The organism is Janthinobacterium sp. (assembly GCF_009923995.1).
Classification (GTDB): Bacteria; Pseudomonadota; Gammaproteobacteria; order Burkholderiales; family Burkholderiaceae_D; genus Janthinobacterium.
In genome coordinates this window covers 1-14,393 of the sequence record NZ_RFSK01000094.1, presented here as the reverse complement: position 1 = coordinate 14,393, position 14,393 = coordinate 1, and the positions used below count along the sequence as shown (strand labels likewise).

At 63.5% G+C, this 14,393-nt stretch carries 12 protein-coding genes; 6 read left to right on the top strand and 6 right to left on the bottom strand.

Annotated elements, in window-relative coordinates; all coding sequences use genetic code 11:
* Positions 1–49: 49 nt before the first annotated feature.
* A complete protein-coding gene (gene fmt, locus EBS11_RS26650; protein ID WP_290608199.1) occupies positions 50–1,006 on the bottom strand; it encodes a methionyl-tRNA formyltransferase in 957 nt (318 codons plus the stop codon).
* 91 nt (positions 1,007–1,097) lie between these two features.
* Positions 1,098–1,640, bottom strand: coding sequence for a peptide deformylase (gene def, locus EBS11_RS26645; RefSeq protein ID WP_290608196.1), 543 nt, complete (start codon positions 1,638–1,640; stop codon positions 1,098–1,100).
* Between the two features lie 320 nt (positions 1,641–1,960).
* On the opposite strand from def, the gene dprA reads away from it, so the two are divergent.
* The 3 genes from dprA to EBS11_RS26630 all read left to right on the top strand — a co-directional run bounded on the left by dprA (position 1,961) and on the right by EBS11_RS26630 (position 6,661).
* On the top strand, positions 1,961–3,067 hold the full coding sequence (gene dprA / locus EBS11_RS26640) for a DNA-processing protein DprA (RefSeq protein ID WP_290608195.1): 1,107 nt from the start codon (positions 1,961–1,963) through the stop codon (positions 3,065–3,067).
* A gap of 94 nt (positions 3,068–3,161) precedes the next feature.
* Complete coding sequence (locus EBS11_RS26635) at positions 3,162–3,626, top strand: DUF494 domain-containing protein (RefSeq protein ID WP_290608193.1); 465 nt, start codon at positions 3,162–3,164, stop codon at positions 3,624–3,626.
* Positions 3,627–3,979: 353 nt separating this feature from the next.
* Positions 3,980–6,661: a DNA topoisomerase III gene (locus tag EBS11_RS26630; protein ID WP_290608192.1), complete on the top strand. Its 2,682-nt coding sequence runs from the start codon at positions 3,980–3,982 to the stop codon at positions 6,659–6,661.
* Positions 6,662–6,731: 70 nt separating this feature from the next.
* Here EBS11_RS26630 and pcaC read toward each other — a convergent pair whose 3' ends face one another.
* From pcaC to EBS11_RS26610, 4 genes are all read right to left on the bottom strand, one after another.
* Positions 6,732–7,133 carry a 4-carboxymuconolactone decarboxylase gene (pcaC, locus tag EBS11_RS26625; RefSeq protein ID WP_290608191.1) on the bottom strand — a complete coding sequence of 134 codons (402 nt, stop codon included), beginning with the start codon at positions 7,131–7,133 and terminating at the stop codon, positions 6,732–6,734.
* 64 nt (positions 7,134–7,197) lie between these two features.
* A complete protein-coding gene (locus EBS11_RS26620) occupies positions 7,198–7,926 on the bottom strand; it encodes a hypothetical protein (RefSeq protein WP_290608190.1) in 729 nt (242 codons plus the stop codon).
* A gap of 77 nt (positions 7,927–8,003) precedes the next feature.
* Positions 8,004–9,404: an alkaline phosphatase gene (locus tag EBS11_RS26615; protein WP_290608189.1), complete on the bottom strand. Its 1,401-nt coding sequence runs from the start codon at positions 9,402–9,404 to the stop codon at positions 8,004–8,006.
* A 29-nt stretch (positions 9,405–9,433) separates the two neighbouring features.
* On the bottom strand, positions 9,434–10,834 hold the full coding sequence (locus EBS11_RS26610) for an alkaline phosphatase (RefSeq protein WP_290608201.1): 1,401 nt from the start codon (positions 10,832–10,834) through the stop codon (positions 9,434–9,436).
* Positions 10,835–11,176: 342 nt separating this feature from the next.
* Between EBS11_RS26610 and EBS11_RS26605 the strand changes: the two genes are divergently transcribed.
* From EBS11_RS26605 to EBS11_RS26595, 3 genes are all read left to right on the top strand, one after another.
* Positions 11,177–12,046 carry an MBL fold metallo-hydrolase gene (locus tag EBS11_RS26605; RefSeq protein WP_290608188.1) on the top strand — a complete coding sequence of 290 codons (870 nt, stop codon included), beginning with the start codon at positions 11,177–11,179 and terminating at the stop codon, positions 12,044–12,046.
* Positions 12,047–12,128: 82 nt separating this feature from the next.
* Positions 12,129–12,791 (top strand): DsbA family protein, encoded by a 663-nt coding sequence (locus tag EBS11_RS26600; RefSeq protein WP_290608187.1) that lies wholly within the window; start codon positions 12,129–12,131, stop codon positions 12,789–12,791.
* A gap of 106 nt (positions 12,792–12,897) precedes the next feature.
* Positions 12,898–14,361 carry a catalase gene (locus EBS11_RS26595; protein ID WP_290608186.1) on the top strand — a complete coding sequence of 488 codons (1,464 nt, stop codon included), beginning with the start codon at positions 12,898–12,900 and terminating at the stop codon, positions 14,359–14,361.
* Positions 14,362–14,393: the final 32 nt, after the last annotated feature.

Genomic DNA, 14,393 nt, shown 5'->3' with positions numbered 1-14,393 from the left:
GGCTTGCCGCGGCAAGCCCTTTTTTATAGGCACAGACATGCGTGCCGCATCAAACGAAACGCTTGCCTTCCAGCGGGAAGCCCTTGATGAAGTCCAGCGCGGGCAGGCGCTTGCCGCCCGGTTTTTGCAGTTCCGTCAGGCGCAGGGAACCGTCGCCGCAGGCCACGATGATGCCGTGCTGGGCGTCGGCGGCCAGCACCTGGCCCGGGGCTTCCTTGCTGTCCGCTTCGAGCACGTCGGCGGCCCAGATCTTGATGGTGACGCCATCGACCTGGCCGCAGGCGCCGGGAAACGGGTTGAAGGCGCGGATTTTCAGGCCCAGTTCCAGCGCCGGCTGGCTGAAATCGAGCGCCGCCTCGTCCTTGGCGATTTTCGCCGCATAGGTGACGCCCGCTTCCGGCTGCGGCACCGCTTCCAGCGGCTGCTGCTGCATCTTGCGCAGGGTTTCGACGATCATCTTGCCGCCCAGGCTGGCCAGCTTGTCGTGCAGGGTCGCGGTGGAATCGCCCGCTTCGATGGGCAGGCGTTCGACGGCCAGCATGGGACCCGTGTCCAGGCCTTCTTCCATCTGCATGATGGTCACGCCCGTTTCGTCGTCACCGGCCTCGATGGCGCGGTGGATGGGCGCCGCGCCGCGCCAGCGGGGCAGCAGGGAAGCGTGGATATTGATGCAGGGCTTGATGTCGAGTGTGCTGCGCGGCAAGATCAAGCCGTACGCGGCCACCACCATGACGTCGTAGTCCGTGGCCAGCAGGCGCTCATGGGCCGCTTGCGCTTCGGCGGCGCGCTGCGGGTCCTTGCTGTCCATGCGCAGCGACAGCGGCTGCAGCACCTCGATGCCGTGCGCCTGCGCGTACTGCTTGACGGCCGAGGCGTGCAGCTGCATGCCGCGTCCGGCAGGACGGTCGGGCTGGGTCAGCACCAGCGGGATCTCGAATCCCGCTTCGTGCAAGTCCTTCAGGGCCGTGGCGGCGAACTCAGGCGTGCCTGCGAAGATCACTTTCATATTATTCCTTGACGTGAGGTGCGCAGGCCCACGCCGGAGGCGCCAGGCTGGCGAGGTGTAACGGTACGGTCTTCAGTCTATCAGCAGCGGCTTAGAAACGGCGGTTCTGTGCGCGCAAGCTCGCTTCGCGCTCGAGGCCGCGGATTTCCTTGATCATCTTGGTCTTGATGCGGTTGCGCTTGAGCGGCGACAGGTATTCGACGAATACCTTGCCCAGCAGATGATCCATCTCATGCTGGATGCAGACGGCCAGCAAGCCATCGGCTTCCAGTTCGAACTGCTTGCCATGGCGGTCCAGGGCGCGCACCTTGATGCGGGCCGGGCGCTCGACGCCGTCGTAGACGCCGGGCACGGACAAACAGCCTTCGTCGTAGACCTGCTTTTCTTCGCTGGCCCAGGTGATTTCCGGATTGATGAACACTTGCAGCTGGTTTTTTTCTTCGGTGATGTCGATCACCATCATCTGGATATGCTCATCGACTTGCGATGCAGCAAGACCGACGCCGGGGGCGTCGTACATGGTTTCGGCCATGTCGTCGATCAGGGTTTGCAGGCGCTCGTCGAAAGCGGTGACGGGCTTGGCGACGGTGTGCAGGCGTGGATCGGGGTAACGCAGGATATTTAAGATGGACATACGGATTCGACTGGTTAAGGTGGGCGCCGGTGCGCCGGATTATTCATGCCTGGGCCATGCGCAAGGCGGCATGGCGGTATGGGCTGTCTGTTATCGAGTTGAGTGCGCTACGGTTGGCTGCGTGTGGCGCAACGGCGCGGCAGATGCGCTTGCCAGTGCGTCGATTAGTCTGCTGCAAAGGGAAATTTTATCACAGACGCCCGTGGCCCTGTGGATGGCGGGCCGTTTTCCCCGCCATCGGCGCCATCCTTGCGCGCGTCGGCATCGCCGGTTTGCCATGGCGCTAGCATGGGAGTGGCACAACATGGACGGAGGTTGTCATGCACGCAATTGCAACGGGGGCGGAGACGGCCGGCGAACTGGCCGGCTGGCTGCGCCTGCAGTATCTGCCCGGCGTGGGGCCGGTGGCGGCGCGCGCCTTGCTGGCCCGCTTCGGCCTGCCGCCGCAGATCTTCGCCGCCTCCTTCGCGGCCTTGCGCGAGGTGGTGCCGGCCGGCGTGGCGCGCGCCATCGCGCAGCCGCCCAAGCCGCTGGCCAACAGCCAGCTGGAACTGACCCTGCAGTGGCTGCAGCGGCCCGGCAACGCCGTGCTGACCCTGGCGGACCCCGCCTATCCGCCCCTGTTGCTGGAAATTGCCGATCCGCCCCTGCTGCTGTACGTGCGGGGCCGCGCGGAACTGCTGTCGCGGCCCGGCGTGGCCATCATCGGCAGCCGCAATGCCAGCGCGCAAGGCATGCAGAACGCGGCGGCGTTCGCGCAAGCCCTCGGCGCGGCCGGGCTGACCATCATTTCCGGGCTGGCGCTGGGCATCGACACGCACGCGCACGAGGGCGGCCTGCGCACCGGCGCGTCCACGGTGGCCGTGATCGGCACGGGCGCGGATCTCGTGTATCCGCGGCGTAATCTTGATCTGGCGCAAAGAATTGCCGAACAAGGCTGCATCGTCAGCGAGTACGCGCTGGGCTTGCCCGCCATGCCAGGCAACTTTCCACGTCGCAATCGCCTGATCAGCGGCCTGGCGCGCGGCGTGCTGGTGATCGAGGCGGCCGCGCAGTCGGGTTCCCTGATCACGGCGCGCCTGGCTGGCGAGCAGGGGCGCGACGTGTATGCCTTGCCCGGTTCCATCCACGCCACCCTGGCGAAGGGGTGCCATGCGCTCATCAAGCAGGGCGCCAAGCTGGTCGAGTCGGCCGACGACGTGCTGCAGGAACTGCAGTGGCTGAGCGGCGTTCCCGGCGCGCCGCCGGCGAAGCCGGAGGCGGATACGCCGCTGCTGGCGGCGCTGGGCCACGATCCCCTCGATGCCGATACCCTGGCCGCGCGCAGCGGCCTGGACATGGGTGCGCTGATGGGCGAATTGCTGGCGCTGGAGCTGGCGGGCCGCGTGGAACGCTTGCCGGGAGGACTGTTTCAACGCTGCAAATGACAGCTTGTCACTTGTGTGGCGGCCACGCCGCACGCTTGCCCTTTGTCGGCGCGCACCCTTGTGCCCCAGCGAACTTAGCTGCTAGAGTAGAGCCATGTTCGATATCCTGGTGTACCTCTACGAGACTTATTATCGCCCCGATGCCTGCCCCGAGCCGGCAGCCCTGGCGCGCAAACTGTCGGCCGTCGGTTTCGACGACGTGGAAATTTCCGAGGCGCTCGTGTGGCTGACGGACCTGAACGCCATGGCTGGCGTCGAGCAGACGCTGACGGCCAGTTCCACGGGCACGCGTTTCTACGTGAAGCAGGAAAGCGACGTGCTGGGCACGGCCGCCATCGGCTTCATCCAGTTCCTCGAAAGCGCCAAGGTGCTCTCGCCGCTGCAGCGCGAAATCGTCATCGAACGGGCTCTCGCGCTCGACGAGGCGCCCGTCTCGCTGGGCAAGCTGAAAGTCATCGTGCTGATGCTGCTGTGGAGCCAGGGCAAGGAACCGGATGCCCTGATGTTCGACGACCTGTTCGTCGACGACGAAGACCTGCCGCCCCGCCTGCTACACTGATAAACCGTGCAGGGCAGCGTTGCGGCGCCTTGCCCTGAACAGGTTGATGCTGTCCCGTGCCGCCCGCCGCATGAGTGTTTGCCTGTCCCACGCGCCGCTGCCGCGCCATCCCCTTTAATATGTCTGTGGCCGGCATGCGGTGCGCCGCCGCGTGTAGTTGAGCGTTGTGTTTGCGCCTGCGCAGTCTTGCTTGCAGATAACTTGCCGAATTCTTCAATAGACGCTTATCATTGGCCGCTTGACAAGACCACAAGTCACAAGGCCTTGCGCAGACAAATGCGTCGGCGCCTGGCAATGCACTGTATGATGCGCATGCTGAAACTATCCTAGAGCATTTTTCGAGACTAAAAAATATGACAAAAACCCTCATCATCGCCGAGAAGCCTTCTGTCGCGAACGATATCGCGAAGACGCTTGGCGGCTTTACCAAGCACGATGAGTACTTTGAATCGGATGAATACGTCCTGTCCTCGGCGGTCGGCCACTTGCTGGAGATCGCCGTGCCGGAAGAATTCGACGTGAAGCGCGGCAAATGGAGTTTCGCGCACTTGCCGATGATTCCACCGTATTTCGCGCTCAATCCCATCCCGAAGACGGAAGCGCGCCTCAAAGTATTAAACAAGCTGATCAAACGTAAAGACGTTACCACCCTCATCAACGCATGCGACGCGGGGCGAGAAGGCGAGCTGATTTTCCGCCTGATCGCGCAAAACGCCAAGGCCAAGCAGCCGGTCAAGCGCCTGTGGCTGCAGTCGATGACGCCGGGCGCCATCCGCGACGGTTTCGCCCACCTGCGCAGCGACGAGGAAATGCTGCCGCTGGCGGACGCGGCCCGCTGCCGTTCGGAAGCGGACTGGTTGATCGGCATCAATGGCACGCGCGCCATGACGGCGTTCAATTCGAAAGAAGGCGGCTTTTACCTGACCACCGTGGGCCGCGTGCAGACGCCGACCCTGTCCATCGTCGTCGAACGCGAAGATAAAATTAAAAAATTCGTGCCGCGCGACTTCTGGGAAGTGCGCGCCGAATTCGTCTGCGCGGCCGGCATCTATGAAGGCCGCTGGCTCGACACGAAGTTCAAGAAGGACGAGAACGATCCCGAGAAGCGCGCCGAGCGCCTGTGGAGCAAGACGGCTGCCGACTCGATCGCCACCGCCTGCCGCGGCCGCCAGGGCACCGTCACGGAAGAGTCGAAACCGACCACTTCGATGGCGCCGGGCCTGTTCGACCTGACCAGCCTGCAGCGCGAAGCGAACTCGCGTTTCGGCTTCTCGGCCAAGAACACCCTGGGCCTGGCCCAGGCCCTGTACGAAAAGCACAAGGTCTTGACGTATCCGCGTACCGATTCGCGCCACTTGCCGGAAGACTACATGCCGACCGTGCTGCAGGCGCTGGAAACGGTGAAGGACAACAGCAACTACCACCAGTTCGCCAAGCAGATCATCGACAAGGGCTGGGTCAAGCCGAACAAGCGCATCTTCGACAACACGAAGATCTCGGATCACTTCGCCATCATCCCGACGACGATCGCGCCGAAGAACCTGTCCGAGCCGGAACAGAAGCTGTACGACCTCGTCACGCGCCGCTTCATGGCCGTGTTCTTCCCGCCTGCGGAATTCCAGGTCACCACGCGCTACACGGAAGTGTCCGGCCATCAGTTCAAGACTGAAGGCAAGGTCATGACCAATCCGGGCTGGCTGGCCATCTACGGCAAGGAAGCGTCGACGGACGCGGACAAGGAAAGCAATGGCAACGGCAACCTGGTGCCCGTCGCCAAGGGCGAAACAGTGCACACGGAAAGCGTCAGCGCCAACGGCCTGGTGACGAAGCCGCCCGCGCGCTTCACGGAGGCGACCTTGCTGTCGGCCATGGAAGGCGCTGGCAAGCTGATCGACGACGACGAGCTGCGCGATGCGATGGCCGGCAAGGGCCTGGGCACGCCGGCCACGCGCGCGGCCACCATCGAGGGCTTGCTGACGGAACGCTACCTGATCCGCGAAGGCCGCGAACTGATCCCGACGGCCAAGGCATCGCAGCTGATGACCTTGTTGAAGGGCCTGGGCGTCAATGAATTGACGGCGCCGGAGCTGACGGGCGAGTGGGAATACAAGCTGTCGCAGATGGAAAAAGGCAAGATTTCGCGCGAAGAATTCATGCGCGAAATCGCGCAGATGACGCAGATCATCGTCAAGCGCGCCAAGGAGTACGATAATGACACCATTCCGGGCGACTACGCGACCCTGGAAACGCCATGCCCGAACTGCGGCGGCGTGGTGAAGGAAAACTATCGCCGTTTCGCCTGCACCAAGTGCGAATTCTCGATGAGCAAGACGCCCGGTTCGCGCCAGTTCGAAATCGCCGAAGTGGAACAATTGCTGAAGGACCGCACCATCGGCCCGCTGCAAGGCTTCCGTTCGAAGATGGGCCGTCCGTTCGCCGCCATCCTGCGCATCGTGCGCGATGAAGAGATCAAGAATTTCAAGCTGGAATTCGATTTCGGTCAGAACGACGAGAGCGAAGATGGCGAAGGCGTCGATTTCACGGGCCAGACGGCGCTGGGACCATGTCCCAAGTGCGCCGGCGGCGTGTATGAAATGGGCCTGGCCTATGTGTGCGAACACAGCGTGGCCAAGCCGAAGGCGTGCGATTTCCGCAGCGGCCGCATCATCTTGCAGCAGGAAATCTTGCCGGAACAAATGGCAAAACTGCTCAACGATGGCAAGACGGACTTGTTGCCAGGATTCATTTCCCAGCGTACCCGTCGCCCGTTCAAGGCTTTCCTCGTGCGCGGCAAGGATGGCAAGGTGAGCTTCGAGTTTGAAGAGCGCAAGGCCAAGCCGGGCGCCAAGACGGCAGCCAAGACCAAGGCGGCTGCCGCCGAGGCCGAGGGCGAAGAGGGCGCGGCGCCAGCGAAGAAAACGGCCGTCAAGAAGGCGGCGGCCGTGAAGAAGGCGCCGGCGAAGAAAGTTGCGGCAGTGAAGAAGCCGGCCGCCAAGAAGGCGCCGGCGAAGAAGGCAGCGGCAGCGGCGGAGTAATCCGCGGCGGCATCTGCCGGCATCAGGAAGCCAGGGATCGTTCCCTGGCTTTTTTTATGCGCATATGGGGTCAGCCCCCGCCTGTTGAAACCGGCTCCACCAGGCCCATTTCCCGCAGCACGTCATGGGCCGAGCGGAAGGCGTCGATGGCCAGCGGCATGCCGCAGTACACGGCCGCGTGCAGCAGCACTTCCTGGATTTCCTGCATGGATGCGCCATTGTTGACGGCGCCGCGCACGTGGCCGCGCAGCTCCTGGGCGCGGCCCAGGGCCGTCAGCATGGCTATCGTGGCCAGGCTGCGGGTTTTCAGGTCCAGGCCGTCGCGGCACCAGGTCGTGCCCCAGGCGTTGCGCGTGACGAAGTCTTGCAGGGGCGCCGTGAAGGCGTCCACCTGGGCGAAGGCGCGCTCGACGAAGGCGTCGCCCATCACTTGTTTGCGCATGCGCAAACCGTTCTCGAATTGGTCATCCATGCCGCGCTCCCTGTGGAAGGTACTCGTCAGATACTAGCGAGCGGGCAGGGACGTGGTCAAGTGTTTAGTCGAGATAATCGGAATACTCGCGCTGCGCGTAGTTTTGCAGGTTGGCCCACGGCTGGGCCTTGCTGACGGTCGGCTGCAGCTTGACGTCGACGCGGCGATAGAAGGTATTCGCGCGGTCGCCGCTTTCGATGATCAGCGGAATCTGTTTTTGCTCATCCCACAGGATGCGCTGGAACACGCCATTCTTTTCCACTTCGCGCCAGCGCGCGCCCGGCACGGTTGACGCCTGTTTCGCCAGGGGCATGGCGGCCACCAGCTTCGGGTCCAGCAGATAAAAACTGTTTTCCCAGGAACCGTCGAAGTTGACGTTCTCATACTCCGCCTTCGGGATGGAGACGACGATCTTGTCGTGCGCATCGATGTATTCCACGCGCACCGTGTTCTTTTCCAGCGTCACGTGACGGGGAATGAGCACGGGGTTGAAGTGCTTGTGTTCGTGCTGCGTGGGCGCCGTCGACGTTTTCAGCGCCACTTTCCTGTTCTCGCCATGGCTGTGGCCGGCATGCGCGTCGGTGGCCGGCGCCAGTACGCGTTCGACCCACACGTGGCCGGGACGGCGCAGCATCTTTTCTTCGTAGCGGCTTTCGCGCGTCACGCCTTCGGGCGTCAGGACGCGGCTGTAATAGGTGATGCCCAGGTCCAGGTCGGCAGGGGCGGCGGGGGCCGCCTGTGCGGTCGCCGCGAAGCCGGCGGCGAGGAGGATGGCGATCAGGGTCGGTTTCATGGTGCTGCCTTTTTGTGCAAAGGGGGCGGAGGGCCTATGCCATCCGCCCCGGTGGGGGTTACGCTGCTTGTGCTACATCAGAAGCCGAATGCGGCCTTCAGCAGGTCGAATACCTTGGTGTTGTCCAGGGTGCCCTTGAAGGCCTTGGCGCCGGCGCCTGTGGCCAGCAGCTTGACGTCGCCGCCGCCGTGGGTTTCGCTGGCCAGGCGCACGCCTGTTTCTTGCAGGTAGTTGTCTTTCAGGGCCGTGGCGCTGTCGACGTTGGTGCGCAGGTCAGGACGGTTCGGGCCATTGCCGAACACCAGGGTGGTGTAGGTATTGCCATCGACATCCTTGCTCGGCTGGTTATCCTTGTAGCCGCGGTTGATGTCGAGGATAGGATTGCCGCGCTTGCCGTAGCCGTTGAACGCCAGGGTATGGTCATGGTCGGCCGTGACGATGATCAGGGTATTGGCCAGCGTCGGATCGGTTTCCTTGATCTTGGCGATGGCCGCCTTGATGGCGTCGTCGAAGGCGATGGTGTCCGTCAGCGCGCGCTTGGCGTTGATGCCGTGCAAGGCGTGGTCGATGCGGCCGCCTTCGACCATCAGGAAGTAGCCATTCGTGTTTTTCGACAGCAAGTCCATGGCCTTCAGCGTCATTTCCGTCAGGCTAGGCTGGGTCGCGCCTTCGCCCAGCGGCGGCGTGGCGGTGCGGTCCAGCTCATATTCCAGGTGGCTGCGGGTGCTGTACAGGCCGATGAATTTCTTGCCGCTCTGCGCTGCCGCCATTTCCGCTTTCGTCGCGGCCACGGTGTAGCCCTTGGCGGCAAATTCGCTCAAGAGGTTGCGGCCATCGGCGCGGCCATACTTGTTGGTGGCCGACCATGGCGTGAAGTGGTTGCGGCCGCCACCCATCAGCACGTCGACGCCGTCGCCCAGGGCGGCGTTGTAGCCTGCGCCGCCCGGCACCGTTTGCGCGGCAATCGCGTATTGCGCGTTGCGGTTGCAGATATGCGAGAAGGTCGTTGCCGGCGTGGCGTGCGTCAGTTCCGTGGTGGTGATGGCGCCCACGGCCTTGCCCTTGGCTTTCGCCAGTTCCAGGATGGTCGGCACGGTCTTGCCGCCGGCCGGGCAGTTATCCACGCCCAGGTTGCCGTTGGCATCGCGGCTGGGTTCCTTGGCGATCGTGTCCTGCGCCATCGAGATGACTTCATTGTTCATCTTGACGCCGGTCATGTAGGCGGCCATCGATGGCGCGCTGTCCGTCGTTTGCGCATCGTTCGAGAACGTCTTGATGCGCGCCGTGCGTTCCAGCGTGTCCATCGTCAGGCTGCCGTCTTCCTTGTACTGGTAGATGCGCGCGGCCGTCACGACGGAGGGGCCCATGCCGTCACCGAGGAAGAAGATGACGTTCTTGGCGTCGGCGGCGTAGGCGCCGTTGGCAACGCTGGCGGCCACGAGCGTGGTCAGCAAGGAGAGTTTCAATGCATGTTTCATGTGCTTGTCCAATTCTGATGTCTTGGTGATTACAGACCGCCGGCGGTCTTGACCAGGCCGAATACTTTGGTGTTGTCGATGGTGCCCAGGAAGGTGTCCGCACCTTTGCCGATGGCGCCCAGGAAGACGTCGGTGCCGCCGTGGGTTTCATTGCCGGCCGTCGTACGGATCACCGCTTCCTGGTGGTACATATTGGCGCTGGTGACGGTTTCGTCGAGGCTGGCCATGGCGGCGCGGCTCGATTGCGTGCGGTTTTCACCATTGCCGAAGCCGATGATGGAATACGGTGCGCCGTCCAGGTCCTTTTCGACCGCGCCGGTGACGTAGTTCTTCACCACGCCCAGCACGCCCGCGTTGCCGGCAGCCGTCTTGCCCGTGCGCTTGGCGTAGCCGTTCAGCACCAGGGTGTGGTCGTGGTCGGCTGTGACGACGATCAGGGTATTGGCCAGGGTCGGGTCGGTGAGCTTGGCCTTGTCGATGGCGGCCTTGATGGCGTTGTCGAACGCGACGGTATCCTGCAGGGCCTTCTTGGCCGTGGTTTCATGCAGCGCATGGTCGATGCGGCCGCCTTCGACCATCAGGAAATAGCCTTTCTTGTTTTTTGCCAGCACGTCCATGGCCTTGGTGGTCATTTCCGCCAGGCTAGGTTCCTTGCTTGCATCGCGGTCCAGGTCATAGCTCATGTGGCTGGACGTGAACACGCCGAACAGGCGGTCCGTCTTGGCCGCATCGACGGCCTTGAAGTCGGCGGCGTTGTTGGCCACGGTGTAGCTCTTCGCCTTCAGTTCGGCGATCAGGTCGCGGCCATCGGAACGCTTGCCGCCGTCCTTGAACTGCGTGAAGAATTGCGCGCCGCCGCCCAGCACCACTTCCAGGCCCGTCGTGCCCAGGGCGCTGTTGTAGCCCGTGCCGCCCGGCACGAGGGCCGCGGCGATATCGTTTTCCAGGTCGCGGTGGCAGATGTGCGAGTAGGTGGCGGCCGGCGTGGCGTGCGTCACGCGCGCCGTGCTGACGACGCCGGCGGCGAAGCCCTTGGCCTTGGCCAGTTCCAGCAGGGTGGTCGCGGGCGTGCCGTTGCCGGTGCCGCATTTGTTGACCAGCTTGTTGCCATTCGCATCCGTGCCCGGATCGATGGCGACCGTGTTGGCCGACATGGAAATGACTTCATTGTTCATCTTGACGCCGGTCATGTAGGCGGCCATCGATGGCGCGCTGTCCGTCACTTGCGCATCGTTCGAGAAGGTCTTGACGAAGGCCGTTTCCGGCAGGGTGTCCATCGTCAGCGTGCCTTCTTCGCCCACCGAGTAGATGCGCGCGGCCGTCATGGTGGTCAGGCCCATGCCATCGCCGAGGAAGAAGATGACGTTTTTCGGCGGCGCTTCCACCACCACATCGTCTTTTTTACTGTCGCTGCCGCAGGCGGCCAGCATCAGGGTGATAGCGACGCTGCAACCAGCGACGGAAATTTTTCTGCGTGTCATGTGATTCATCCGGCTAGGTTTGAAAGAGCTAGCAAGATAACAATCCAATGTGACACCCTCATGACGATGTGACACGTTTTGTGACGGCGCTATGCCGTTGCCGTGATTGTCGTTTTAAGGGGCGTATGGACTGGAAAAATACACTGTGCCGTGCAAGTTGGCGCCATTCCGGTGGCGCGGCCGTGCTTATTGCATCGAATTACGCAATAAATTATTGCAATTTATCGGGTTTTTCTACCGATTCAAGCAACGTAAGATGCCTGCATCCCATCTACTTCGTGAAGGCGCACCATGTTCTCCAAATCCATCAGCAGCGTTCTTGTCTCCACCCTGTTTGCCGCCGGCGCCGCCTCGGCCGCCGCTGGCGCGCCCCTGACGCTGGACGTCTTCAATCCGGGCGAAGCGGCCATCTTCCCCGTCGCGTCCGTGCTGGTGGCGGGCCAGCATGACGCCGTGCTCATCGATGCGCAGTTTTCGCGCGTCGAAGCGCAAAAGCTGGTGGAAAAGATCCGCGCCAGCGGCAAGAAACTGACCACCGTCTACATCAGCCACAGCGATCCCGATTTTTACTTCGGCCTGGACGTGATCAAGGCGGCGTTCCCGCAGGCAAAAATCGTCGCCACGCCGGAGACCGTGGCGGAAATCCGCCGCAAGGCCGATGCCAAGGTCGCCTACTGGGGTCCCATCCTGAAAGACAATGCGCCGCACGGCATCGTCATTCCGCAGGCGCTGAAGGGCAAGCGCATCACCCTGGAAGGCCAGTCGCTGGACATCGCCGGCCCGACGCCCTCGCGCACCTATGTGTGGATTCCATCGATCAAGGCCGTCGTCGGCGGCGTGGTGCTGTTTGGGAACCTGCACGTGTGGACGGCCGATACGCAAAGCCTGCAGTCGCGCCAGGACTGGCTCAAGACGCTCGACGGCATCGCCGCCCTCAAGCCCGTCACGGTCGTGCCCGGCCACTTCAAGGTAGGCTCGCCCATGACGCCCGACAGCATCGGCTTTACGCGCGACTACCTGGTGACGTTCGAGGCGGAAACGGCGAAGGCGGCCAATTCGGCCGCCCTGATCGAGGCCATGAAGCAGCACTACCCGAGCCTGGGCCTCGATGGCGCGCTGGAGACGAGCGCGAAAGTGGCCAAGGGCGAGATGAAGTGGTAAATCCGTAGTGAAAACCGCGGCGCGGCGCCTGTACGGGCCGCGCCGCCTGGACTGAAACGCATTCAAGCATCAAGGAGCCAGCATGGCGTACCCTACACTGCATTACATTTTCGATCCCCTGTGCGGCTGGTGCTATGGCGCCGCGCCGCTGGTCGAGGCGGCGCGCGCCGTGCCCGGCCTGACGGTGGCCTTCCACGGCGGCGGCATGATGACGGGCAGTAATCGCCGCCAGATCACGCCCGCCTGGCGCGGCTATGTGCTGCCGCATGACCGGCGCATCGAGCAATTGTCCGGCCAGCCGTTTGGCGACGCCTACCTGAATGGCTTGCTGAACGACACGACGGCCATGATGGATTCCGAACCGCCGATCACGGCCATCCTGGCGGCCGAGGCACTGGCGGGCAAGGGCCTGGACATGCTGCAGCGCGTGCAGCGCGCCCATTATGTGGAAGGCTTGCGCATCGCCGACGTGCCCGTGCTGGTGGTGCTGGCGCAGCAGCTGGGCATGGATGGCGATGCTTTCCAGGCGGCGTATGCGCGGCAGGCGGGCGCGGCCACGCAGCGGCACATCGATGCCAGCCGCGCCCTGCTGGCGCGCGTGGGCGGGCAGGGCTTTCCCACCTTCGTGCTCGACGATGGCACGGGCAAGCTGTCCGTCATCGACATCGGGGGCTTCCTGGGCCAGCCGGGCAAGCTGCAGGCGCAGCTGGGCGGCATGTGCGATGCGGCCGGATGCGCCCTCTAGGGTAATATTGTAAATATCTATCGAATCGATAAAATCAATTAGCTTTTCCTTTGTTGTTGTACTCGTTACACTGATTCCATCAGTCAACAACGAAGGAAAAGCAGCCATGAGTCAACAGCCGCCATTGAGCACCGCGTCGGGCATTCCCGTCGCCGACAACCAGAATTCCATCAGCGCCGGCCCCCGCGGCCCCCTGCTGCTGCAAGACTTCCACCTGATCGAAAAACTCCAGCATTTCAACCGCGAGCGCATCCCCGAGCGCGTCGTGCACGCGAAAGGTTCGGGCGCCTACGGCACCTTCACCGTCACGCACGACATCTCGCGCTACACCAAGGCCAGGCTGTTTTCCGAAGTGGGCAAGCAGACGGCCACCTTTGCCCGCTTTTCCACCGTCGGTGGCGAACGCGGCAGCGCCGACACGGAACGCGACCCGCGCGGCTTCGCCGTGCGCTTCTATACGGAAGAGGGCAACTGGGACCTGGTCGGCAACAACACGCCCATGTTCTTCATCAAGGACCCGATCAAGTTCCCCGACTTTGTGCACACGCAAAAGCGCGATCCGCAAAGCAACCTGAAATCGGCGGAAATGATGTTCGACTTCTGGAGCCATGCGCCGGAAAGCCTGCACCAGGTCACCATGCTGTTCTCGGACCGCGGCACGCCGGACGGCTACCGCCACATGGACGGCTTCGGCAGCCATACCTATAGCCTGATCAATGCGGACGGCCAGCGCGTGTATGTGAAATGGCATTTCAAGACGCGCCAGGGCATCAGGAACCTGCCTGCGGCGGAAGCGGGCCGCCTGGCCGGTGCCGACCCCGACTACGCCCAGCGCGACCTGTTCGGCGCCATCGAACGGGGCGATTTCCCGCAGTGGGAAGTCAAGCTGCAGGTGGCGACGCAGGAGCAACTCGATGCCTGGGAGCAGCGCACGGGCTGGAACCCGTTCGACCTGACGAAGGTGTGGCCGCATGCGGATTTCCCGCTGCTGCCCGTGGGGATTTTCGAACTGAACCGCAACCCGGACAATTACCACGCGGAAGTCGAGCAGGCCGCGTTTTCGCCAGCCAACGCCGTGCCCGGCATGGGCTATTCGCCGGACAAGATGCTGCAGGGCCGATTGTTCGCCTACCACGACGCCCAGCTGTACCGCGTCGGCACGAACCACCAGCATCTGCCCGTGAATGCGGCCCGCTGCCCCTTCCATAACCAGCAGCGCGATGGCGGCATGGCCATCCACAATGGCGGCGCGGCGCGCAACTATGCCAACGTGGCGGCGGCCGGCACGCAGCCGCAGGGGCTGGGCCATGGCGAGCCGGCGCTGGCGCTGGACGGCGGCGCGGCGCGCTACGACGGACGCGGCGTGGAAGACGACTACACGCAGGCCGGCAACCTGTTCCGCCTGATGTCGCCCCAGGCAAAGCAGAACCTGTTCGACAACCTGGCAGGACCGTTGAGCCTGGTGCGGCCGGAAACCCTGCAGCGCCAGCTGGGGCACTTCGACCAGGCCGATGCCGCGTATGGCGCCGGCGTGCGGGCCGCCCTGCAGGCGCGTGGTGTGGCACTGTAAGGGCAGCTTGCAGGCGGAACAAGCTTGTTCCG